Source organism: Paraburkholderia panacisoli (assembly GCF_008369935.1).
Lineage (GTDB): Bacteria > Pseudomonadota > Gammaproteobacteria > Burkholderiales > Burkholderiaceae > Paraburkholderia > Paraburkholderia panacisoli.
The window spans coordinates 1-19,650 of record NZ_VTUZ01000017.1 but is presented as its reverse complement, the minus strand read 5'-3'; the positions used below and the strand labels follow the sequence as shown (position 1 = coordinate 19,650).

The 19,650-nt window shown below is 59.3% G+C and carries 20 protein-coding genes and 1 pseudogene; 9 read left to right on the top strand and 12 right to left on the bottom strand.

Annotation, left to right across the window (positions count from 1 at the left end; all coding sequences use genetic code 11):
* Positions 1-26: 26 nt before the first annotated feature.
* The 3 genes from FVF58_RS24290 to FVF58_RS24280 all read left to right on the top strand — a co-directional run bounded on the left by FVF58_RS24290 (position 27) and on the right by FVF58_RS24280 (position 2,641).
* Positions 27-515 carry a hypothetical protein gene (locus FVF58_RS24290; protein WP_149672379.1) on the top strand — a complete coding sequence of 163 codons (489 nt, stop codon included), beginning with the start codon at positions 27-29 and terminating at the stop codon, positions 513-515.
* A gap of 353 nt (positions 516-868) precedes the next feature.
* Positions 869-1,855 carry a hypothetical protein gene (locus tag FVF58_RS24285; protein WP_149672528.1) on the top strand — a complete coding sequence of 329 codons (987 nt, stop codon included), beginning with the start codon at positions 869-871 and terminating at the stop codon, positions 1,853-1,855.
* A gap of 354 nt (positions 1,856-2,209) precedes the next feature.
* Positions 2,210-2,641: a hypothetical protein gene (locus FVF58_RS24280; protein ID WP_149672378.1), complete on the top strand. Its 432-nt coding sequence runs from the start codon at positions 2,210-2,212 to the stop codon at positions 2,639-2,641.
* Positions 2,642-3,009: 368 nt separating this feature from the next.
* On the opposite strand, the gene FVF58_RS24275 is transcribed toward FVF58_RS24280, so the two are convergent.
* Together FVF58_RS24275 and FVF58_RS24270 are read right to left on the bottom strand one after the other, a co-directional pair.
* Positions 3,010-4,587, bottom strand: coding sequence for a SagB/ThcOx family dehydrogenase (locus FVF58_RS24275; RefSeq protein ID WP_246217188.1), 1,578 nt, complete (start codon positions 4,585-4,587; stop codon positions 3,010-3,012).
* 209 nt (positions 4,588-4,796) lie between these two features.
* The gene (locus FVF58_RS24270) at positions 4,797-5,063 is read right to left on the bottom strand and encodes a DUF2513 domain-containing protein (RefSeq protein WP_246217187.1); all 267 of its coding nucleotides are present in this window, start codon (positions 5,061-5,063) and stop codon (positions 4,797-4,799) included.
* Positions 5,064-5,226: 163 nt separating this feature from the next.
* Between FVF58_RS24270 and FVF58_RS24265 the strand changes: the two genes are divergently transcribed.
* Positions 5,227-5,487 carry a transcriptional regulator gene (locus FVF58_RS24265; RefSeq protein ID WP_149672376.1) on the top strand — a complete coding sequence of 87 codons (261 nt, stop codon included), beginning with the start codon at positions 5,227-5,229 and terminating at the stop codon, positions 5,485-5,487.
* 149 nt (positions 5,488-5,636) lie between these two features.
* On the opposite strand, the gene FVF58_RS24260 is transcribed toward FVF58_RS24265, so the two are convergent.
* Both FVF58_RS24260 and FVF58_RS52985 read right to left on the bottom strand, forming a co-directional pair.
* Positions 5,637-6,680 (bottom strand): patatin-like phospholipase family protein, encoded by a 1,044-nt coding sequence (locus tag FVF58_RS24260; protein WP_149672375.1) that lies wholly within the window; start codon positions 6,678-6,680, stop codon positions 5,637-5,639.
* A gap of 489 nt (positions 6,681-7,169) precedes the next feature.
* Positions 7,170-7,751: pseudogene (locus FVF58_RS52985) on the bottom strand (YceI family protein); the annotation flags it as partial.
* 746 nt (positions 7,752-8,497) lie between these two features.
* Here FVF58_RS52985 and FVF58_RS24250 point away from each other — a divergent pair.
* Entirely contained in the window at positions 8,498-8,815 is a 318-nt protein-coding gene (locus FVF58_RS24250; RefSeq protein ID WP_149672373.1) for a DUF4148 domain-containing protein, read from the top strand.
* A 629-nt stretch (positions 8,816-9,444) separates the two neighbouring features.
* Here the strand turns inward: FVF58_RS24250 and FVF58_RS24245 are convergent.
* Together FVF58_RS24245 and FVF58_RS24240 are read right to left on the bottom strand one after the other, a co-directional pair.
* Complete coding sequence (locus FVF58_RS24245; protein WP_149672372.1) at positions 9,445-9,708, bottom strand: hypothetical protein; 264 nt, start codon at positions 9,706-9,708, stop codon at positions 9,445-9,447.
* A 111-nt stretch (positions 9,709-9,819) separates the two neighbouring features.
* Positions 9,820-10,116 (bottom strand): hypothetical protein, encoded by a 297-nt coding sequence (locus FVF58_RS24240; protein WP_149672371.1) that lies wholly within the window; start codon positions 10,114-10,116, stop codon positions 9,820-9,822.
* A 345-nt stretch (positions 10,117-10,461) separates the two neighbouring features.
* Here FVF58_RS24240 and FVF58_RS24235 point away from each other — a divergent pair, with 345 nt between their 5' ends.
* The 3 genes from FVF58_RS24235 to FVF58_RS24225 all read left to right on the top strand — a co-directional run bounded on the left by FVF58_RS24235 (position 10,462) and on the right by FVF58_RS24225 (position 12,141).
* Positions 10,462-11,406 (top strand): metallophosphoesterase family protein, encoded by a 945-nt coding sequence (locus tag FVF58_RS24235; protein ID WP_149672370.1) that lies wholly within the window; start codon positions 10,462-10,464, stop codon positions 11,404-11,406.
* 35 nt (positions 11,407-11,441) lie between these two features.
* Complete coding sequence (locus FVF58_RS24230) at positions 11,442-11,786, top strand: cupredoxin domain-containing protein (RefSeq protein WP_149672369.1); 345 nt, start codon at positions 11,442-11,444, stop codon at positions 11,784-11,786.
* 175 nt (positions 11,787-11,961) lie between these two features.
* Positions 11,962-12,141: a hypothetical protein gene (locus FVF58_RS24225; protein ID WP_149672368.1), complete on the top strand. Its 180-nt coding sequence runs from the start codon at positions 11,962-11,964 to the stop codon at positions 12,139-12,141.
* 176 nt (positions 12,142-12,317) lie between these two features.
* On the opposite strand, the gene FVF58_RS24220 is transcribed toward FVF58_RS24225, so the two are convergent.
* From FVF58_RS24220 to FVF58_RS24205, 4 genes are all read right to left on the bottom strand, one after another.
* Positions 12,318-13,820 (bottom strand): adenylate/guanylate cyclase domain-containing protein, encoded by a 1,503-nt coding sequence (locus FVF58_RS24220; protein ID WP_246217186.1) that lies wholly within the window; start codon positions 13,818-13,820, stop codon positions 12,318-12,320.
* A gap of 483 nt (positions 13,821-14,303) precedes the next feature.
* Positions 14,304-14,570: a hypothetical protein gene (locus FVF58_RS24215; protein ID WP_149672366.1), complete on the bottom strand. Its 267-nt coding sequence runs from the start codon at positions 14,568-14,570 to the stop codon at positions 14,304-14,306.
* Positions 14,545-14,727, bottom strand: a complete 183-nt coding sequence (locus FVF58_RS24210) for a hypothetical protein (RefSeq protein WP_149672365.1) — start codon at positions 14,725-14,727, stop codon at positions 14,545-14,547. Before FVF58_RS24210 ends, FVF58_RS24215 begins: the two co-directional genes overlap by 26 nt.
* Before the next feature lie 391 nt (positions 14,728-15,118).
* The gene (locus tag FVF58_RS24205) at positions 15,119-16,225 is read right to left on the bottom strand and encodes a porin (protein WP_149672364.1); all 1,107 of its coding nucleotides are present in this window, start codon (positions 16,223-16,225) and stop codon (positions 15,119-15,121) included.
* A 726-nt stretch (positions 16,226-16,951) separates the two neighbouring features.
* Here FVF58_RS24205 and FVF58_RS24200 point away from each other — a divergent pair.
* Entirely contained in the window at positions 16,952-17,977 is a 1,026-nt protein-coding gene (locus FVF58_RS24200; RefSeq protein ID WP_149672363.1) for an AraC family transcriptional regulator, read from the top strand.
* A gap of 19 nt (positions 17,978-17,996) precedes the next feature.
* Here the strand turns inward: FVF58_RS24200 and FVF58_RS24195 are convergent, their stop codons facing one another.
* Both FVF58_RS24195 and FVF58_RS24190 read right to left on the bottom strand, forming a co-directional pair.
* Positions 17,997-18,923: a 3-hydroxyacyl-CoA dehydrogenase gene (locus FVF58_RS24195; protein WP_149672362.1), complete on the bottom strand. Its 927-nt coding sequence runs from the start codon at positions 18,921-18,923 to the stop codon at positions 17,997-17,999.
* A 62-nt stretch (positions 18,924-18,985) separates the two neighbouring features.
* Positions 18,986-19,650: alpha/beta fold hydrolase (locus FVF58_RS24190; protein ID WP_149672361.1), on the bottom strand; the 665-nt coding region annotated here is incomplete at its 5' end.

Sequence of the window (19,650 nt, the reverse complement as noted above, 5' to 3'; positions counted from 1 at the left end):
GTTTCATACGTCTTCGGGGAAAACGTATGCGATACCAGATGGGCGATGCGCCCGAGCTTACACGTCTGCTTTTGTCGGTTTTCACGGAGATGCCGCAGCCGGCCATCAAGAAAGGGCTTCAGCGCTATCTCTGGCGGCATATCCGCTTCGGTTATGCGGAGCAGCTTGCGGACGCGTTAGACGACGTGCGTTCGGGGGCGACCGGCGATTTTCTCTATCATAAAGAGAGCGGCCTGATCTTTGCGCATGTCGGGTTTGGCTATCACCGGTTATTGCTTGCACATCTCTGCGCCCTGCACAAGACAGATTTTTCCCGCCAGCACGCGGAATGGAACGTGCGGCAGTTCGGGTACGTGGATCCGCTCCGGGAGCTTGCAGATGACTGCGTACTGGAGGGACACGGCTTGTTTCTGTCGTCCTTCTCGAAGGAGGCGCGCGTCACGGTCGGGCAGGCCTTCAAATGGGAGCCGCTTGAGCGAGCCGCCTTTGGTAATTTCGAACAAGACGTTATTTGAACTTGCCGCCTGCGTTTCAACTTGGGCTTGCGAACCCCTGCAAATGGCGGCGATTCGACCGTTCTCAGATGGGAAGCCGAAGGCCCGAACGGCTGCCGTAGAGCTGCGCCGAGATCTGTCGTCTCCTTCAGCTATACAATTGGGCGGCCCCCCATGTGGCCCACTCGAATTTTGCGAACGATGGAACGGTCGTTACGCGCCAGGTGGGTTGTTTGGAACCGTTGTGCCGGCACGAAATGCCGGTCTCGTGGAAGATAAACGAAACGACCTGGCTGATAGGAGTGAGTCATGTGCGTTCGCTACGCAGTGTGGCAGCTTCCAGTCGCGCGGACAAATGGCGAGGTGGCATGACAATGCCTGTGCTTCAGGTACGCCGGTCCTGTCGCGCATCATGGGCGTGCGCTGCTCTGGCGTTCGCCCTGCTGCCTTGTCTGTCGAATGCGCAGACCGGGCCGAGTCAATTGACGAGCAATACTGTGATCGGCGGCAACGTGAAGCAACATGCCAACGCCGTGCTCGCGATCATGACCTACACGACAGTCCCCGACGTTACGACCAGTAACCTGTCGGTCAATAACGGTGCCACCGGCAATCCCGGTTTTGGTCAGACGCAGTTTGGCGGCGGCTTCACCATCAGTAAATCCTTCCCGCTGTACCTGGAGGGCACGCTCGCCTACAGCCGTTACGATCCAATCTTTATCGCTACGGATGGTTCCCAGCAACGTGCGGTCCCGACAAAATGGAACACTTTCAGTGGCACGGTCGGCGTCGGCTGGGATTTCCGGATCACGGATGAACTGGCGTTCCGTCCGATCCTGAACGGTACGATTGGACGTGTCTCGAGCGATCTGAAGGTGGGGCAGACACTCTTCAATCACGTCACTGACCGCAACCTGCAGTTCCTCGAGAATGGTTCGCTGGACGCGTACGGGTACGGTGGCTCACTCATGCTCGACTACGAGCACTATCGCGAAAACTACGAAATCGATGCCGAATTGCGCGCCACCGATATCTACCTGCGCAGCTTCGGCGGTTCGTCGGAGGCCGTTCAAGGATCGGCCATGGCGCAGCAAGTGAGCCTGTGGACACGCTGGCGAGCGCCGACCGGCTGGCACGCGCTGGACCGGCCGGTCCGCTATGTGCTGGAAGCCGCCTATTCGCACTATTTTGGCGACAGCGCCGGCGTGCTCGGGTTCAACGACCTCACGTCGTTGGGAGTCGGCCTTGAACTCGATAGCAGCAAGTATCCCATCATCATCACGCGCACGCGCGCGATGGTGCGATACGTGTTCGGACACAACGTGCATGGCGTGTCGTTCGGGTTTGCAATGAGTTTCTAGCGCTTCCGGACCGACGGTCCCCAGATTCTGGTTCTTGGGGCGGCACTTTGCTAGCGCCTCGCCGTTTCTCGGCAAAGCAGGCAATGTCGCGAGGCCCTGTTGTGTGCCGTCCCAAGCGCCGCACACGCGTCGGCCCAACGCGAATGAGCAAGTGGCTGTTCCACCTTGAAAACCCGCCGTCCACAGCTTTGATCTGACCGGCGGGAAAGCGTCGACCTGAGCCGATCACTGTGGGCCCGGGTGCGGCAAGTTAAAGAGCTTGGACGTGTCGACCAGAATGGCCGACAATGTTCACAAGGAACGATTGCAGGTCGTGCTCTGTCGTCGGAGACGCCGCTGAATCTAAAAGGAAACATGAAACGACTGTTTCTCGCTGCGCTCGCAGCCACCTCTTTCATGACTTGCGTTCATGCGCAAAGCAACGCGTCCGGTCCACTCGTCACGCCCTCGGGTAACTTGCAATTTGCGCGCGTCGACCGCGATTTCGTGGCGATGCTCGACAAGGAAATTTTCGATCGCTTCAGCGCGAGCACGCTCACGCATTTCGATGACGTCGGCAACGCAAGTGACAGCGTGACGCGCACGCTCGTGCAGACTGATTCCGGCCCGGTGCTGTACGACTTTCGCCACCATCCGCCACTTGTGCAACGCTCGGGTAAGCGCATGACGGTCAAGCGCGTGTTCTGGCAAGGCGATGAAGTCGTGATGCAAAGCTCGCAAGGCTGGTTCCGATTCAAACGCGGCGTGCTGACGAAGCTGCAGTCGTCAACGACGACGTACCATTGATCACGCGCACCCCGAACACACGAGCCAGCGATGATATGCGTCATAAAGAAGACATTCACGGAGATTAGCGTGGCATCGTTCGGCCGAAGCGGCCACTTATGCCTTTCCAGTTGCGACCACTCGAAAATGTCCGCTTCGATGCAATTCGAATAGATGCTTTCAACCATCACTGCCTTGGAAAGCAGACCTTAAAGCAAACTTTCTGGCAGCGGTTCTATTCTTCGCATGCGGGCGAGTTGCTTTCCTTTTTATTCTCACGCTAGTACATTTGGTTCGCCGCCCATTGATAAGGAAAACGAGGACAATGTGTGACGCTCAATCGCCTGGAAAATACCGCCTCACCACGATCGGGACGTGAGGCTCTCGCTTCAAGGCTGAACCTCATACGGTGGACATGTGGACAGGCGCTGATCATCTACCGCACGGCCGACGGTGAAGTGATACAGGCTTTGCCAGGTGTGATCCTCCACGCCGAGCAGTGCGTGCATTTCATCATCGAAAAAGCAGCCAATCCCTGTCGCACGCACGCCGGCGGCTTCGGCTTCGAGATAGAGCGCCTGGCCAAGAATGCCGCATTCCCAGAACAGATGGCGATAACGCCATGGCTGCTTCAACGCGATTCCGAATCCTGCGATCATCCCCAGAGCAAAGCAGGAATCGGCGCCGATATCCTGGTGGCAGCAGATCAACTTTGCCGTGGCGCGCAAATCGTAAGGCAGCAGAAGATAGAGCGGCAGATGATCGGGGCCGATCTTTTGCCACAGCCATTCTGGACGTAGAGATCGCTTGAGATCCGACAGCGCGCCCGGACTTCTCACGAACATATACAGGCCTGGCTCCAGGTCGCCCACGCGATGCACCATTAGCGCTGCATGCACTGCTGCAGGAGACATCAGCGCATTCCACGGCGGCGTGTCATGACGGGGCAACAGGCACGCCAGCATGCTGAAAAACGCTGCTTTGTCGATGCAGGCCGTACCGTCGAAATTCATCGCGCTGCGGCGCTGCCGCGCGATCCGGGCAAAGCTGAGATCAAGGGCGGGCGCCGCGGGCGACGGGTGCTCTTCCGGATTCGGCAAGGCCGGTTCGCGAGTACGGGCCTTATGGGTGGCACGATAGATCGAATCGATATCCGGCCACTTCACGTGTCCCGGACTCAGCTGATTCGCGCGTCCGTGCCACTGTACGCTATCCAAGGCGACCAGCATGCGCTCAAGATCAGGCCGCAATTCTGGGTTACCGATCCAGAGCAACGCATCCGGCGCCTCTGGTTCTGCTTTCCCGAAATCTTCTCCGCGGTTTAATCCGAGCAGGTTGGCCACTGCGTCGTCCGCGGCCGCCTCCACCAGCCGCGTCTGCCAGCCAAGCGCTGCCGCCGCGTAACTCACCGCGGCGATCACATGGCCGCAATCGTGCTGGCAGTAGCGCCAGGCACGCATGCCGTATTTCCACGCCTCGCGCCAGGGGATCGAGCTTATGCCGACCAGGACGCCACTTTGCGGGAGCGCCTCGCTCCATCGTTCGTCATCCACTGCGGCGCGACATTCAAGGGAATGGTCCCGGCTCAGGTAATGGTAGACCCCACCGGACAAGCCGGGCAGAGTCGGACACAGAAGATAGCCCTCGGTCGGATGCAGATTTCCGCTCGAAGGGTTGCAGCGCAGTGCCCACCGCTGGGTGCCGTAGGATTTCCACGCCGACAGGCCGAGCGAAAGTTCGAACAGGATTGCCAGACCGGAAAGATCGAATCTGCGCGCGGGCGGCAAAGCGCCGCAGCGCAGTTCGTTGTAGCGCGTAGTCAGGCTATCCGCGGCTAACGGCAGACCAATGCGCGGTGCGCCGTGAAACACCCGGAACGGATCCGGTTGGGTTGCCCAGTCGAGTTTTCCGGGGCCAGGGGCGTAGCCGCTGACGCGATGCTTGCTGCGCTCGTGATATTCAAGCATTGCATGCCTTAACCGGTCCATGTTCTCCTCAGACCAGGAATATCCGCACATGCGGCTGTACAAAACCGGCTGGCTGGACGTTGGGCGCGGTCGTCATCAAGTCGTGGAATCGAACGCGCTTCGGCGAACTGCCATTGCGTTCGGTGCCTCCTGTGCGATGCCCCGGCAATCGGGTTGTCTTCACTAGAGCCGGGGGATGTTTCCAGCGCTTAGGTCATCCTGCAGGTCTCTTCGAAGGTATTCGGGACCGCCGAGTTCAAAAACTCGTGACCATCCCAGGTTAGCCGCCAGTCGCTACCCATCGGGCGGACGAGATTTGCGTCGGCCAGCAGGTTCAACTGATACACACCCCCCAGGTTCGAAACATCGAACGCGTCCTTGAGCGCGCTTTCAACGTCAAATTCGCCGAGGTGCGGGAATCTATTTTCCTCGAGAGTCTTCAATATTGCGAGTGCCAGATTCATGTCGCGTTTCACGATCTCCTCCTGTCGCAGATAGGACATACATCAAAACGGCGCCACGGGTACAACGTCCGCAGCAAGCTGCGACGCACTCGGGCACCGCATAACGTTCTGGGGTTATGGCGACGTCGTGAAGGGGGCCGCGAACATCGGTGTCGGACAGACGGGAGGGCGGAAGATGCAACTGATCGAACCGGATGAACGTCAGGCTTTTCTGGTGAGCTTGCAGCGCAAGGGACTGGCAGAAGGTGAATTCGAATTGCTGGAAACGGATACGACCGACCCCAAGGGCGACGAGAACGTCGGCCTGCAGGGCTATGTCACCGTAACCAGGCTATCAACACAAATTGCGAGGGAATACCCCATCGGACTCGAAACCGGTTGGGTGCAGCATTTCGGACAGGATCTCGAAGCTGGCGTCTTCGATAAGGCGGAATGAGATCCCCCATTGCATTGGACTGCATCGGCGCGACGGGGAGAGGCCCGGAATGCCCGAAAAGTCAGGGATGACGTGTGGGTTGACGACTGGCTGATGAGCTCCCACATGCCGGAGGCGCGCTCAAATTGCGCGGCTTGTTCAACCTGGCCCTAAAGGAATTCCCTGCTGATGTCGACGCTCGATCGTTGGCCGATGTGGTGGTAGTTCTCCTCGAGCCATGCCCCGGCCTCGGTCCGTCCCTTATCACGTAAAGAGCAGAGAAAGTCCCAGTCGGCGTTGTACTTGCTCGACACACCGAGCGCCGCCATTGTCTGGTCGGACCGAATCGAGTGGATCAGCATTTCCTTCATGCCGCCGGGCTCAATGCTTCTTTGCTGGATCAGCTTGGTGACGAAAGCGATTGCGCGCATCTCACGCATCAGTGACGAATTGAAGCTCACTTCGTTCATGCGGTTGAGGATATCGGCCGCCGTGGTTGGTACACCGGGGCGCACAATCGGATTGATGTGGACAATTACTACATCGTGTGTTTCGCAGTTATAGATCAGGGGGAAAATTGCCGGGTTACCTACATAGCCTCCGTCCCAGTAATGTTCGCCGTTGATCTCTACCGCCTGGAACAGCGTTGGGAGACATGCCGAAGCAAGCACCGCCTCTATACACAGCTCCTGGCCAGAAAAGATTCGTATTTTGCCGGTCTCGACATTAGTTGCGCATAGATATAGATGTATCGGGCAATGTCTTCGCAGCGCGGCGAAATCGACGTGTTGGTCCAGTATCCTGCGCAGCGGATTCATGTTGTGGGGATTGAACTGGTACGGTGACAGGATGCGAAGAACGACGTCCGCCAGCAGGTACATGGGGGAGTGGTCCAGTCCGAACGTGTGGGTTCCCTTTAACCACGGTATCTTGCCGAACGGATCGTAGCTCTGCGCCGATTGTGCAACGGCGCGCCAGAAGTCGTGCAGCGCCTGGCGCGCGTCTTCGGAATCACCCGTCAATAGACCGTGGGCCAGCACGGCGGCATTCATCGCACCTGCACTGGTGGCGCTGACGCCTTCAATTAAAAGCCGGCCGTCCTCCAGCAGGCGATCGAGCACGCCCCAGGTGAACGCTCCGTGCATCCCGCCGCCTTGCAGTGCGAGTGCGATAGTCTTCTGCGCGATCGGCCGCTCCCTATTCGTCGTCGCCATGGAAAACCTCCTCAATGCCGGGTCCAGCCACGCCCCCGTTTACCTACCCGTCCCGGCGGATCCCGCACGTCTATGATCAGTGGGCGCCATGCCAGCCTGGCCTGGTTCTGAATATAAGGGCCTGTCGCGTCAATGCACACATGGCGGATTCAACCGGTGGATGCAACACTCCCACTGCTTGCGCAGTCTTAAGTGTGTTGCATCCACCGGTTGAATCCGCCCACCCTGTGAAGACATTCGAGTGAAGCCAAGGCATCCAAAAAGAAAGACTACACTGCGACGCACGATGTCATGTCTCCACCGCCCGTGTCTTTGAGGCGGAACGTATCGATTGACTAACTCGAACGGGGGGCCTTGAGACCGTGGAAGATGGGTCGTCTGCGTGTTCGCAGGGTGTCCGCAGGCGGAAGCGGCGAGCTGATCCCGGACTGGGCCGTTTATCACTCTCTTGAGCGACATGTCGGGTACGCCCGTAGCGCGCTCGGGCGCCGCGGGTTGCCGGACGAATTCCGCCTGAATCCGCACGTCTACTTCGTCGCCTACGGCCGGGAACCACGTCGATAGTCCAAACCTCGCGCGGCTGAAATGGCCTTCTGCCGAGAAGCCGAGCGTGTCCTGCTTCGTCAGTGGATCGGGTGCGAAGCCGTTGAACGTCACGTCAAGCGTGACCGGTCGAGTGGCGCCGCGGATCGTCAGATTGCCGGTCAACGTGCCGCGGGCGTCTCCTGTGCGTTCGAAGCGCGTGCTGACGAACTGGATCTGCGGGTAGCGCGCCACGTCGAACATATCAGCGCCTTTGACGAGCTTGTCGAGGAGCGGCACGTTGGTATCCACGCTGGCGGCATCGATGGTCGCCGCGACTGAACTCCTGTCGAGGCCGCCTTCATCCCAATCGAGCTTTGCGGTCGCGCGATCGAGGCGCATCGTGAAGCGCGAATACTTGAAGTGATCGACGTCGAATGTAATGCTCCAGTGGTGCGGATCGAGTTCGTACTGACCTGGCGGCACTCGCGTTTCAGACTGACTGACGGTATGCGTGACCACCTGGAGCGGCGTGCGTGCCGCGACCATTGCGAGCACCGAAATCCGCAACGCCCGCGCGGCAATCGCATGAACGGAATGCTTCTTCATGGCTTTCATCCCTGTGCCCGACCAGCGTAACAGGAGCGCACGCGACGCGATCAACACTGGATCCAGCCAGGTTGCCGTTGATGGGCCGCCAGGCGCGCATTCGAACCAGCTGCGTGACACGACTGGATTCGATGACGATCAGACTCACGATTCAATGCAGCTAGTTATCTGCAGTGCATGCGGCACGCTCGCTCTCTCGAAGACGTTCTTTCGTATCAAATTCCTTAAAGTGCCGAAAGCGAGAGACCCGCTATCGACCTTGTTTCTCATAACGACGCTCTATGCAGCAATGCGGCCGGGCAGGCTTCCTCAATCCCAGCGTCGGTTCGCTGCTTGCTTCATCACGTGCAATACGACCACTGAGAATTCCTTCATTTCAGACTTCAGACCGTTTGCGATATGCAATGAGTAGACTCTGTTTCGTCGCCGGATATTCCCGCAGTCTGCTCGGTGAAGAAGAGACTCGCCGCATCGGCGACGCGGCGGTAGGGGACGATCGTTGGACAACCGCACGGTTGGGCGTGTCACCGTGTCCTCTTATCGCCGATGTCAAGGATGCTTTGTTGTCCTGCGAAAGAGAGTAGGGAATAAGGATGCCGGTTCAGCGGTTTACCCGTGCAGAGCGCCGTGCGCTGAAGTCAAGTGGACTGTGGACATCACGCGCTCGAAAACCAAGGAGTAGCATCATGAAATCGAATTCGCTTAATCGGCTTGTTGGTCAATCCGCGCGTGGTTCGCTCGTCGTGAGTGCGGTGCTGATGGCAACGTCAGCCTGTGTGTACGCGCAAACGTCGGTGGAGCCCGGCACGCATCAGATCACCCGTGCAGAAGTACGGCATGAACTCAAGGAGTTGGAGGCGGTCGGATACCGCCCTGTTCCCAATGATCTCTACTACCCGGATGACATTCAGGCGGCGGAACAAAGACTGGCGGCCAAGCATCAAGCGGAACAGGATGCGCTGACGGGCGGAAGCCCGATAGCGCAAACGAAGCCCACGCCATGAATGCGAAGGATTGCGTGTAGGGGGCGCCCACGGTTTCTCGAAGCCGGGCAGGGTCGGTTTGAGGGGCGCCCGTCGATAGTTACGAACAACACTTTCGGCTTGACGAGGAGCGCAGGCAAAAAGATACAGGTCTCGCGTTGCTCAGCAACTGACAACCGGACCTTGGGTGCTGCTGGTAAAAAAGAGGCGCCGCGACGCAAAGCGTCGGGCAAGGTGACATCGATAGTGAGCGGCATCGCAGGCGCACCGTTTGATTGCGAAGTGCTGATGGTCCATGCCGAAGCTCGAGAGCAATGCATGTGTGTGAGCATGCGCGATGGAAACCCTTCATCGGCCTCTCCCGTTCGCGGGCTGGCCGGTGGTGGGTTTCGGCCCGGGTACTGATTCGTAAGCCGGCATTCACAAAAGCGTGTCTAACATTGGCCCATTGGTGAATTCCAGCTTTGGCCGACGTGGACTGCGCGGCTCGTTAAGGGCCGGCTTGCTCGGCACGCGTGCGCACGCGCCGGGCAACTGGCGAAAATAAAAGCGCTTCACCACGGTTTTGCTACGCGCCCCTGTCTCCGATCACCAGCCATCTGCCATGCACCCTCGTCGCCCTTGATACCAGACGAGAAGAGAACTGCTATTCAGGAGCCGAAAAACAGCTGGCAGTAGCTGACTGGACCTACGCATTCATTGCTGCTGGCCTGGGGCAGGGAAGTGCATCCCGCAGCCATCAGTCCCGCTAAGGCGACGTGGATCCAGACCGCGCGGCGGATGCGCGACGAAGCCCTCTTGCCTACGGGCTGGCTGCACAAACCAGGGGTACCGTTCGTCGCCTTGTGGTGGCAGGCTGCACCGGAGCTGTACGCACCGGGGATCGGGCTGTCGCGAAGATCGAATTGGTTCATTTGCACTTCTCCTGTCTTCAGGTTAGAGCGAGGGACGGGCCTGCAGGTCTTTGCACTTTCAGGCGCGGCATCGCATGGACATGAGCATGTCTAATCGACGTGCACATTTCGTTAGCTGTATTGTCCGAAATACCGCCACTCCCACCCTTGCTGGCTGCATTTTGTTGGGGCGAGTTGCTGTTGCTTCAGACGCGTAATCTGGGCCGTTAACATCTGGTTGACGTCTGGGTACGAGGTCTCGGAGACGAGTTCAGGCCGTATTGCTGCGCTTCGACCAGTTTCCTGATCGACTTCGGTGCGCGTCTTGCCTTGAGCAGCTGCGCCCGGTGGCGCGAGAATGATCAGAGAAATGATGACCGCGGCAAACTTCTTCTCTGCAGACTTTTGAGCGTGATGTGCGATATGCAATGTAGACGCCGTTTCGTCGCCGGATATTCCCGCGCCTTCTATAAAACACATTTGGCTGACCGCAAAGTCAGTTCACCGTCGGCTCACCAGCATCAGGTGGCGGGTCGGTACTTGCCAACGATTCTGATCACGTCGCCGTGATGCGCGTGCCAAATGCGATCCTGGTCCGCGGCCACTGCAGCCAATCAGGGCGCCGAACCGGTTACGCCGACCCCACGACCCGATTCGAAATGTGCGGCGGGCGGGAATAAAACGGACGACCCGGCAGTCTACGCATTGTGTCCAGTCGGGAGGCCCGTCGGATAATCTGGCGGTGTACCTCCTGAACCTAATCGTGAGGGCACTATGTCGTCAGATCTTCCGCCCGATCCGTCGCCGCGTGGCGCGTTGAAATGTCTCGCCTTCGGTGGCATAGACACCGTGTTTGTTCTGGCCGGCGGTATTCTCACGCCGGTGGAATTAGTCCTCGCCGCCACAGCGAAGGATTTATCAATTGCCTCGGCTATTCCCCTGTTCCTGCAGATCAGCGACACGCATATTGGTTTCAACAAGGAAGCCAATCCGGATGTCGCCGGTACGCTCTGGCAGACGATTGATTTTGTCAACGCGATGCCGGTCAAGCCGGCGCTGGCGATTCACACAGCTGACACTACCCATCTTTCCAAACCCGCAGAGTTCGACCTCGCGGCCCAATTGTTGTCGGGAATGAATATCACCGAGTTGCATACCGTTCCCGGCGAGCATGACGTAACCGACGGGCCTGAAACTGAATACTTCAGCCGCTTCGGTCAAGCGTCGGACAACGAAGGTTATTACAGCTTCGACCACAATGGCGTGCACTTCATCGGGCTCGTCAACGTAATGCATTTCAAGCCGAATGGTTTGGGAGGCCGGGGCGACAACCAGCTCGCCTGGCTGGGAAACGATCTGAAGGGGCGCTCGTCCAGCACACCGATCGTCGTCTTTGCGCACATGCCAATGTGGACGATTTACGAGCCGTGGGGGCGGGGCACCGGCGATGCTGGCCAGGCGATGACCTATTTGAAGCGCTTTGGTTCGGTCACCGTCCTGAACGGGTATATCCATCAGATCGTGTCGAAGGTGGGAGGCAATATCACCTTCCATACGGCGGGCTCGACGGCGTATCCGCAACCGACAGCCGGCATTGGGCCCGGCCCCATGCCGCTGACGGTGGCGAGCGATCAGCTTCCAGGGATGCTTGACGTGACTAGCATCAAGATCGTGCGCCACCCGCTGAAGGCGACACTTGCCGACACGACACTCGTCTGAATTGCCACACCATGCTACCAACCAGGACCTATGTCATGCCAACCACCACCCTTCGCCGCGCCATTATCGTCTCCGCCGGAGTCGTTTTGTTCCTGACTGCATCGGCTGACTTCTCCGCTGTGCAAGCGCAGGAGTCCAATGCCGTCGTGATAAAGAACTTCATGTTTTCGCCGATGTCCCTCACGGTCAAAACTGGTTCGACCGTGACCTGGAAAAATCTTGATGGCGAGCCGCATACGGTTGTTAACGATGCCGGCATGTTTCGCTCCAGCGCGCTTGATCAGAACGACACCTTTCAGTTCAAGTTCGATAAACCGGGTGTCTACAAGGTGTTCTGCGCCATACACCCATATATGAAGCAGACGATCACCGTCAAGTAGGTTCACTGTCCCGGAGCCCATGCCGCCAGAGGTTGAGTAGCTGTCCGGAAGGAGGCCCGAGGACACGGCGTTCACGAAATTGACTGTGGGATCGTGGCGATGCTCACACCGTTGTCTCGGGTGCGAATGACTGCGGACAGACTTTGGATGATCCGCGAAGGTCGACGGAGTTTAGTTGGCAGCTCTTGTCGAAGCTGGCAACGGTGTAGCCGAGCGCATGCTGCCTGCACTCAGCTGGGACTTCCTCTGCTTTCTTCACGAGAAGGGCGGGACGGTGGTGGGCGCCTGGCTCGCGACCAACGACAACACGGTTCGGCAATGCTCAAGCATCGACATTCACAACGAGCTTCGCTAGCGTGTCGCGTGTTGTTGCCATATTCGTGCAGCCAGACGTAATCACCATCCTCTCAGGACCTGGATATCTTAAGCATCAAGAGTGAGTAACTCGCTCACGTTTGGCACCAGCTCGCTGTCGACACTCCCCCTTTTTCGCGGCGGGCGCTGAGTGCCGCGCAATATCGCGAAGTGTTGTCAGGCCTGAGGCATCTGGGACGCCTTGGACAGCACACGGACGGGAACCGGGCCATGGCGGCCCTTCAGGTGTGCATCAAGCTGCGGCAGGTCTGTCGCCGAAACGCCGGCTTGCTGGAATACCTGTTCGGACACGATAGCATCACAAGCGATTTCCTTTGTCAGTTCCTCAAGTCTTGAGGCCACGTTCAGTGGGTCACCAATCGCCGTGAATGTCGCATGCTCGCGATAGCCAATCTCACCCATTACAGCCCGGCCGCAATGCAATCCAATGCCAAACCGGATGGGCGTTTGCAACTGCTGCTCGAGCGCAGCGTTGAGTTGATCAATGTTGGCCGCCACCAACGGCACTGCGCAGAGCGCCTGGCGACAAGCAATGGCTGGCTCGCTGCGTAAGCCAAAGATCGCGAGCACAGCGTCGCCCATGAACTGGTTTGGCATACCACCCGCCTCGACCACCGCAGCACAGACAGCGCTCAGGAAGCGACTGACTACGAAAATGCTGTCGAACGGTAGTTGCGCCGCCGCAAGCTGTGTGGAACCCCGCATGTCCACGAACATGAACGCCGCGAATCGCTCTTGCGGCATGACGTCCCGCTGACGCCGTTGCAGGAAGGCCGTGGATGCGGCCGGTGGCACGAGTGGCCACACGGAGAGATCATGGATCGGCCGCAACTGGCACGCAAGACGCACGGTCTGCGAGTCAGCTCCCAGTCGCTCCAGGACACGCCGCTCCGCCTCGGCTGGCGTGGGCAGCGGCACATCGCTGAGCACGCGCACCCTACACAATGTGCATCGGGCACGGCCACCGCACGTGCTGGCGTGAGGAACTCCGGCCATCCGGCTAGCTTCCAGCACCGAAAATCCGAGTGGCGCGAATACCTTCTGCCCGTCTGGATACAAGATGCAGAGCCGTCCGCGCCGGCGCTCACGGATCGTGCGCAGCAGCCGCGCTCCAAGTATCAACAGCAGCGCACCACCGTCGAAGAGCAAAAAGTCATTGCGCAGATCGGCGAGCCAGAGGTTTTGCAATCCCGTCCCGACGACCGCCGGCCGAGTCGCCGCGGCGCGCCAGACGGGATCCTGCGCAAGCGCGATCACTTCCCGTCCGCCTTGCAGGAAGCCTAGCAGAGCGAGCACCGGGAGCAGCACGGCGACGCTTAGCAGCACGCTCCGCCACGCTCCAAACCATGGCTTCAACCGCAACCAGAACCAGACGCCGCAACACCCATGCGACCATGCGACCACCAACAGCATTAGCTGCACCCGACCGAAGAACGGCGAAGCAATCCAGAACGAGTACAACAGTTGCGCGTAACCCTTGTTCAGGCCGAGCGCGGCAAACGCGACCCGCGTATTGGCGAGATGGTTGGCCAGCAGCGGCGGAATGCACAGGCCGAGGACGAGCTGCGTCGCCTCACCCCGATTCCAATGCACCGAGCGCCGCTCATAGAGAGCCCACAGACCCAGGAAGAAATGCGTCACGAGCGCGCTGTACAGCACGCCTGTGCCAAGCCACCCCTGCCAGATGAACTTCTGTACAAGCAGACCGCGCTCCAGCCATGCGAGCGAGATATTCCCCAGCGAGTGATTCAGAAGGTGCGTTCCTACGTAGGTGAATAGCACCAATCCGGTGGTCAGCCGAACCGATCGCACTCCCGCCGGCCGCCATCTTTGAAAACCGGGAAAGTGTGACATGCTCTACGCTCCACTCTTTCGATCAGAGGCATCGCGTTGCGAGACCGACCGGCGGGCTTCGGTTCGAGGTCGTTGCAATTCGTGTCTGGTTCTGCATCCATCGTCTTGCCGGCAAGATCGTGGAGCCTTTCTGGAAACGCCAGCTCGGACCTGGCTTGCTTGCTTGCGACGCCAAGCCGGGCGACCACGTGCCTTGACACATCGCTGTGAAACTGGATCTTTCCAAGCGTGCCTGCAGGCATATTACTATTGTTGATCAAGCGACTGACAAAACTGAGCGCACGCGATTCACGCATCAGCGGTGAGTTGAAAAAAGGCCCAGTTTATGCGGGTCAGGATTTCCGCCGAGGATCGCGCAGGTCCGCGGCGCTCGATCGGATTGAGGCTCGCGATCAGCAGTATTTCATGCACCGAAAAGCATTCGCCGTCGTGCGTCCAGCCAGTTGTCCCTTCTTCGGTGACGATTGCGTTGCCCCTGCGTTTTCCGGACACCAGGTCATGGCAGCAGATCGGTGCACTGGCGTAGGATTCAGACCGAAAGCGCGCGAATAGCATGTGATTTCTGGTTGCTCGGTGGACCTCCGGAAATCGCGTTTTCATTCGCCGGCCTCGCGGGGGACAAGCCCTCCCGGCCGATTTTTCCGTCGAGGATGACGGTCATTCCCGGTGCACGAGCCATGTCGATGATGTCCACTTCGATCACCTTTCTCATGCCTTTCTGCTTGCAAGACTGTCGCTTGGGCCCAGTTATTCCCGGATTCAACCGGCTAAGCGCGATCGGGCTAGTAGTCGCGCCAGATTTCATGATTTGTGTTCTTCAGGGCTTAAGCCTGGTGTCATCGCGGCTGCTGGACGCTACCGCAGCGGTGCTGTCGCTACAATTGGAAAGCATGTGCCGTGCCGCTGTTTCAGTGCGAGCGCTTGGCCTGCGGGGCGGCCGTCACGCCCGCTTGCTTGACGACGATCCACACCGGCTCGGCCAGCTGGAATGGCATCTGCGCAGGCTTGCGGTTAAACACACTGACCGGGCCTTCACACCTTCGTAATTGTCAACCTGGTCGCGTTGCGGCCGGCAGGCCCCGGCCGCAGTCGTCTGGGAACGTTCAGAACGAGTGGCGAATGCCGAGGTCGGCGGCGAACTGGGAGCCAGGTACGCCGAAGAGCGCGCCGTTGATCGCGAGGCCGGTGTTCATGCCCCCATGATTGTTGACGTAGGCGACCTGGCTATAGAGCGTGGTGCGTTTGGACAGCGAGTAATCGACGCCGAGCGAGCCAAGGATCGAATGGTTGTTCGAGTCGTTGCCGTCGTGGGTGTACCAGGCGCCTCCGTCGAGGGAGAGGAACGGCGTGAGCTTGTAGGCGAGGCCGCCGGAGATCACGCGGTTGTCGAAGGAGCCAGCGACCTTGTAGAGTGTGTAGGCGGCTCTGACCGTCAGGCGGTCGAAGTAGTAGGTGGCGCCGATGTTGCGCCCGGAGAAGGCGATGGTGCTGGGGTTTGGGATGGTGGCCGCGGAGCCGCCGGGGTTGCCGCTATACATCGCGGCGGTGATCAGCAAGCCGCTGTAGTGATATGTGAGCCCGGCTGAATACTGCTGTCCGGCCTGGAAGTTACCCGGAGACCCACCGAATGCGTACATCGCGCGGCCCTGGATGCCGGCAATCTCGGGCGACGTGTACATAACTGAGTTGGGGTTGAAGAGGCCGGTGACGATGACGTTGTCGACGTAGCTGACGAGTCCGCTCCCAAACTGCTTTAGGTCCCGGGGGTCGTTCGCGAAGATGGACAACAGGAAAGGCGAAAACTGAAGACCGGCGGTGAGGGTGCCGAAGCCGCCGGTGACGCCGACCCACGCCTGGCGGCCAAAGAACTCGCCGTTGGAGTCCGCGAATCCCCCGTTGGAGATGTCGATGCCGCTTTCGAGGTTGAAGATTGCGGCGAGTCCGCCGCCGAGATCTTCGGTTCCGCGCAGGCCGAAGCGAGAGGCGTTTTCGCCGGCGGATTTAAAGGAAAACTGGTGTCCTTCGCTGGCGCCGGTGGCGAGGTTGAACGTCTTGCTGGTATAGAGGATCGAGGCATCGGTGATGCCGTAGAGGGTGACACTGCTTTGCGCATGGGCGGCGGGTGCGCTGGCGAATGTGACGGCGAGTGTGCAGGCGCCGCCGACGGCGGCGTATCGAATGGAACGAATGGTGGGAATCTTTTTCGTCATGACGGGGCGTCTCCTTTAGTTCATAGTATGTGAATGATTGGCGTGATACCGAGGTGAACGGCGGTGTGATTTGGCGTCGTCGCGTTGAGTGAAACGTTGCGCGTAGACGCGATCAAACCGACGCGTTGTATATGTCGTCCTACATTTTGGATGCCTAATTATGCTGTAGACGCTTGCTGATCTTTTCGCCACCGGTTTAGCAGATCAACTCGGATCTGGGTACCCGCCACGTGACAAATAGTCCCGCGCCCCAGGAACGAATCTCCACGCTCCTGCTTGTACAGCCAAGACATCCCGACCACCTGACGCGGCGATCACCTTGCGTAGATCGTTGCCGATTCGACAGCGTTGCCATTGCACAATCTCTGGTCCCTATTTACGCGCAATTTACGCGTGGAAACTTGACTCGTGCCGCCGGAATTTGTACTTTGCGCGCCACATCTCACCAGACAGCGTGCCAGCTAGCCGGATCACCGTCGACGGCCTGTTCAAGTCCGCCACCGCTACGAGGCAAAATGGTCGCGAATGAGACCCCGCGCCGAACACGCGTACTCTTTCATTCGACAACGCGATACCATCGGGTAAATTCCCTCGCGCGGCGCGTTTGGGCGGATGGCGAGATCGTCGCGTTAGCGAAGCTTGTGCTTGCTGTCTGCCGCGCGCTTCGGTGCTCACGTATGCACTGCCTCTCGCAGCGACCATCTCAAGTGACGATCCGTATATAGAATGCAAGGCTACCTACCCAGTGTTGTGTTGACCGGAGCTGCTGCTCTGCTTGAGGTATTCGGCGTTCAACCCGAGGTGGTTGCGGCCGGAGCCGATCTGCCGGATCTTGCGCTCCGTTCCGCCGATGTGCCGATCCGGGGAGCGCAAGTGCTTCGATTCCTTTCGCTAGCTGCTGAAGTGACGCAATGCCGGAACTTTGGACTGAGGCTCGCCGAATATCAGGGCCTGGCGGTCCTGGGGCCGATCCTTGTCATGATGCATGGTGCGCGTACCATCGGGGAGGCAATGGATACGCTTGCCGAGTTCTACGTACTGCATACATCGATGTCCTCGGTACGGGCAGTGCGGGACGATCAAGGGATGGTTTTGACTTACGACCTTGAAAGCGCTTCTGGTCCCGGAGAGGTTCAGGCAGTTGAACTGGGTCTCGCTAACGGTATGCAGTATTTGCGTTCCATCTGCGGTACCGCCTGGCAACCGGCCGTTGTGCAATTCCGTCATTCCGCGCCTGCGGACTGCACAATGCACAGGCGCACGTTCGGACCGTCCCTGAACTTCGATCAGGACAGAAATGCGATCGTCCTCGATCGCGGTACGGTGGCGCGTCCGGTGACGCAACTTCGCCGTAACGCACATCGTGTGCTCGAGGCACATTTGCGGCGAGAAAGGGCCCAGGTGGAGGCGCTATGGACGGTACGCACGCAAACGATGATTCGCGCGCTTTTGCCGTTCACCGACAGTTCGCTCAACGCCATAGCGCGAGCCCTCGCAATGTCCCCGCGGTCCTTGCAACGTCGCCTCTCAGAGGCCCGCACGACGTTCGATGAACTGCGGGAACAAGTTCGTGAAGATCTCGCCCTGAAGTATGTGCAGCAGTCAAACCTGCGTCTCGCCGAGATCTCTGAACTGCTCGGTTATTCGCAGCAAAGCGCGTTTAGCCGTGCGTTCAAGCGACTGCGGGGCGTCACGCCCCGGCAGTATCGAGCAATGCGTCACGAGGCTGACCGCGGACGCTCTGCTGAGTAGTGATAGCCTGCCTTGGGTTTCACGGGGCGACGAACGTCGGATCCAGGAATTCTGGATCCGGATATTGATAGAAGCCGCGTCCCACTGACTCGCCGATATACCCGGTATCGATGAAATACGTTTTCACGTATTCCGCAATGCGCCGATGTGTCGAATCGCCCGTACGTTCCGCGAGAGCGCGCGTAACGTTATAGACGGTCGTCATGCCGATTCCGTCGAGAATGCCGAATGGGCCAATTCGATCCGCCTTTGCAATCATCCAGGCCTTGTCGATCGTCTGCACGTCGGCGACCTCATTGACCAGCAGACTCAGCGCGGCGATCAGCATCGGGACGAGCATGGTATTCAGCAAGTAGCCGGGCTGCTCCTTGCGCAGCGGTAAAGGCACCATGCCAATACGGTGTGCGAACTGCACCATGTGCGCGAATACGGCGGGGTCGGTGCCCGGATGTCCCATGATTTCGGCGATGTTGTTCTTCCACACTTCGTGCGCGAAATGCAGGCTCAGCACGCGCTCGGGCCGGTCGGTGAACATGGCGAACTGGCTCGGCACCAGCGTCGACGAGTTGCTTGCGAAGATGGTGCTGGACGGCGCTACAGCCGACAGTGAACGGTAGAAAGACTGCTTGATTGCCAGATCCTCAGGGATGGCTTCGATGACGAGGTCCGTGCCGGCGACGGCCGAACCGAGGTCGGTATTGCTCTCGATGCGTGCCAGTGTGGCTTCGATCTGCTCGGGAGAAGCGCCGAGGTCCACAGCGTAGATGCGCGCTAGCGCATCAAAACGGGCGTTCGCGCGATCCAGGCAGGCGGTATCGACGTCGTAGGCTACGACGTCGATACCGGAAAACGCGCACTGAAAAGCGATCTGCGCGCCCAGCACGCCGGTGCCGGCCACCATGACGCGTGCGATCGGCTGATTGTCGTTTAGGGAATGAGTAGGCATGAGTGACGGGTACGGTGCGTATCGTATATCGGATGGGTCGGATCTTTTGCCGGTACGAGGATTCACGCCGACGGCGAGGCGGCGAGATGGTCGAGCAGCAATGGGATGATCCGGTCCGGCGCTTCTTCCGGGAGCCAGTGACTTGCCCCCTCGAGTATTTCGAAACGGTAGGGCCCGTCGACAAAGCCGCCCGTGAGCAGGGCGGCTTCGCGCCCCAGGGCGCGGTCTTCGGATCCCCAAACGTAGAGTGTCGGGACGGCAATGCGGCCTGCGGGATAAGACAGGTCGTCGGGAAGTGCGCGATACCAGTTCAACGTCGCGGAAAGCGCGCCCGGTTCGCTGAGACGCCGCACGTTTTCGTCCACGAGGGAAGCTGGAACGAGTCCAGCGTATGCGGCCCGCAGCGCCGCTGCTCCGTCCGCCAGCAGGCGTTGCTCTGCGACACCTCCTGGTTGACGAAATGCACGAACATAGTCCAGACGCTGGTATTGCTCTTCTTGATGGAGCGCCGCTTGCAGCGCTAACGGATGTGGCGTCGCCAGCACGGACAGCGAACGCACGCGGTGTGCATGCGTCGAGGCGAGCCCCCACGCAACCAGTCCGCCCCAGTCGTGGGCAATCAGATGGAAGCGTCCCGCGCCCAGTTGATTGGCGAATGCCAGGGCGTCCGACTGGAGATGCCCGGCTGCGTAGGACGCAATGTCCCTTGGCCGGGCGTTCTCAGCGT

Coding starts and splice junctions, on each gene's coding strand:
- FVF58_RS24290 (WP_149672379.1), top strand. CDS start 27: ATGCGATACCAGATGGGCGATGCGCCCGAGCTTACACGTCTGCTTTTG.
- FVF58_RS24285 (WP_149672528.1), top strand. CDS start 869: ATGCCTGTGCTTCAGGTACGCCGGTCCTGTCGCGCATCATGGGCGTGC.
- FVF58_RS24280 (WP_149672378.1), top strand. CDS start 2,210: ATGAAACGACTGTTTCTCGCTGCGCTCGCAGCCACCTCTTTCATGACT.
- FVF58_RS24275 (WP_246217188.1), bottom strand. CDS start 4,587: ATGCTTGAATATCACGAGCGCAGCAAGCATCGCGTCAGCGGCTACGCC.
- FVF58_RS24265 (WP_149672376.1), top strand. CDS start 5,227: ATGCAACTGATCGAACCGGATGAACGTCAGGCTTTTCTGGTGAGCTTG.
- FVF58_RS24260 (WP_149672375.1), bottom strand. CDS start 6,680: ATGGCGACGACGAATAGGGAGCGGCCGATCGCGCAGAAGACTATCGCA.
- FVF58_RS24250 (WP_149672373.1), top strand. CDS start 8,498: ATGAAATCGAATTCGCTTAATCGGCTTGTTGGTCAATCCGCGCGTGGT.
- FVF58_RS24245 (WP_149672372.1), bottom strand. CDS start 9,708: ATGAACCAATTCGATCTTCGCGACAGCCCGATCCCCGGTGCGTACAGC.
- FVF58_RS24235 (WP_149672370.1), top strand. CDS start 10,462: ATGTCGTCAGATCTTCCGCCCGATCCGTCGCCGCGTGGCGCGTTGAAA.
- FVF58_RS24230 (WP_149672369.1), top strand. CDS start 11,442: ATGCCAACCACCACCCTTCGCCGCGCCATTATCGTCTCCGCCGGAGTC.
- FVF58_RS24215 (WP_149672366.1), bottom strand. CDS start 14,570: ATGCTATTCGCGCGCTTTCGGTCTGAATCCTACGCCAGTGCACCGATC.
- FVF58_RS24210 (WP_149672365.1), bottom strand. CDS start 14,727: ATGAGAAAGGTGATCGAAGTGGACATCATCGACATGGCTCGTGCACCG.
- FVF58_RS24205 (WP_149672364.1), bottom strand. CDS start 16,225: ATGACGAAAAAGATTCCCACCATTCGTTCCATTCGATACGCCGCCGTC.
- FVF58_RS24200 (WP_149672363.1), top strand. CDS start 16,952: ATGCAAGGCTACCTACCCAGTGTTGTGTTGACCGGAGCTGCTGCTCTG.
- FVF58_RS24195 (WP_149672362.1), bottom strand. CDS start 18,923: ATGCCTACTCATTCCCTAAACGACAATCAGCCGATCGCACGCGTCATG.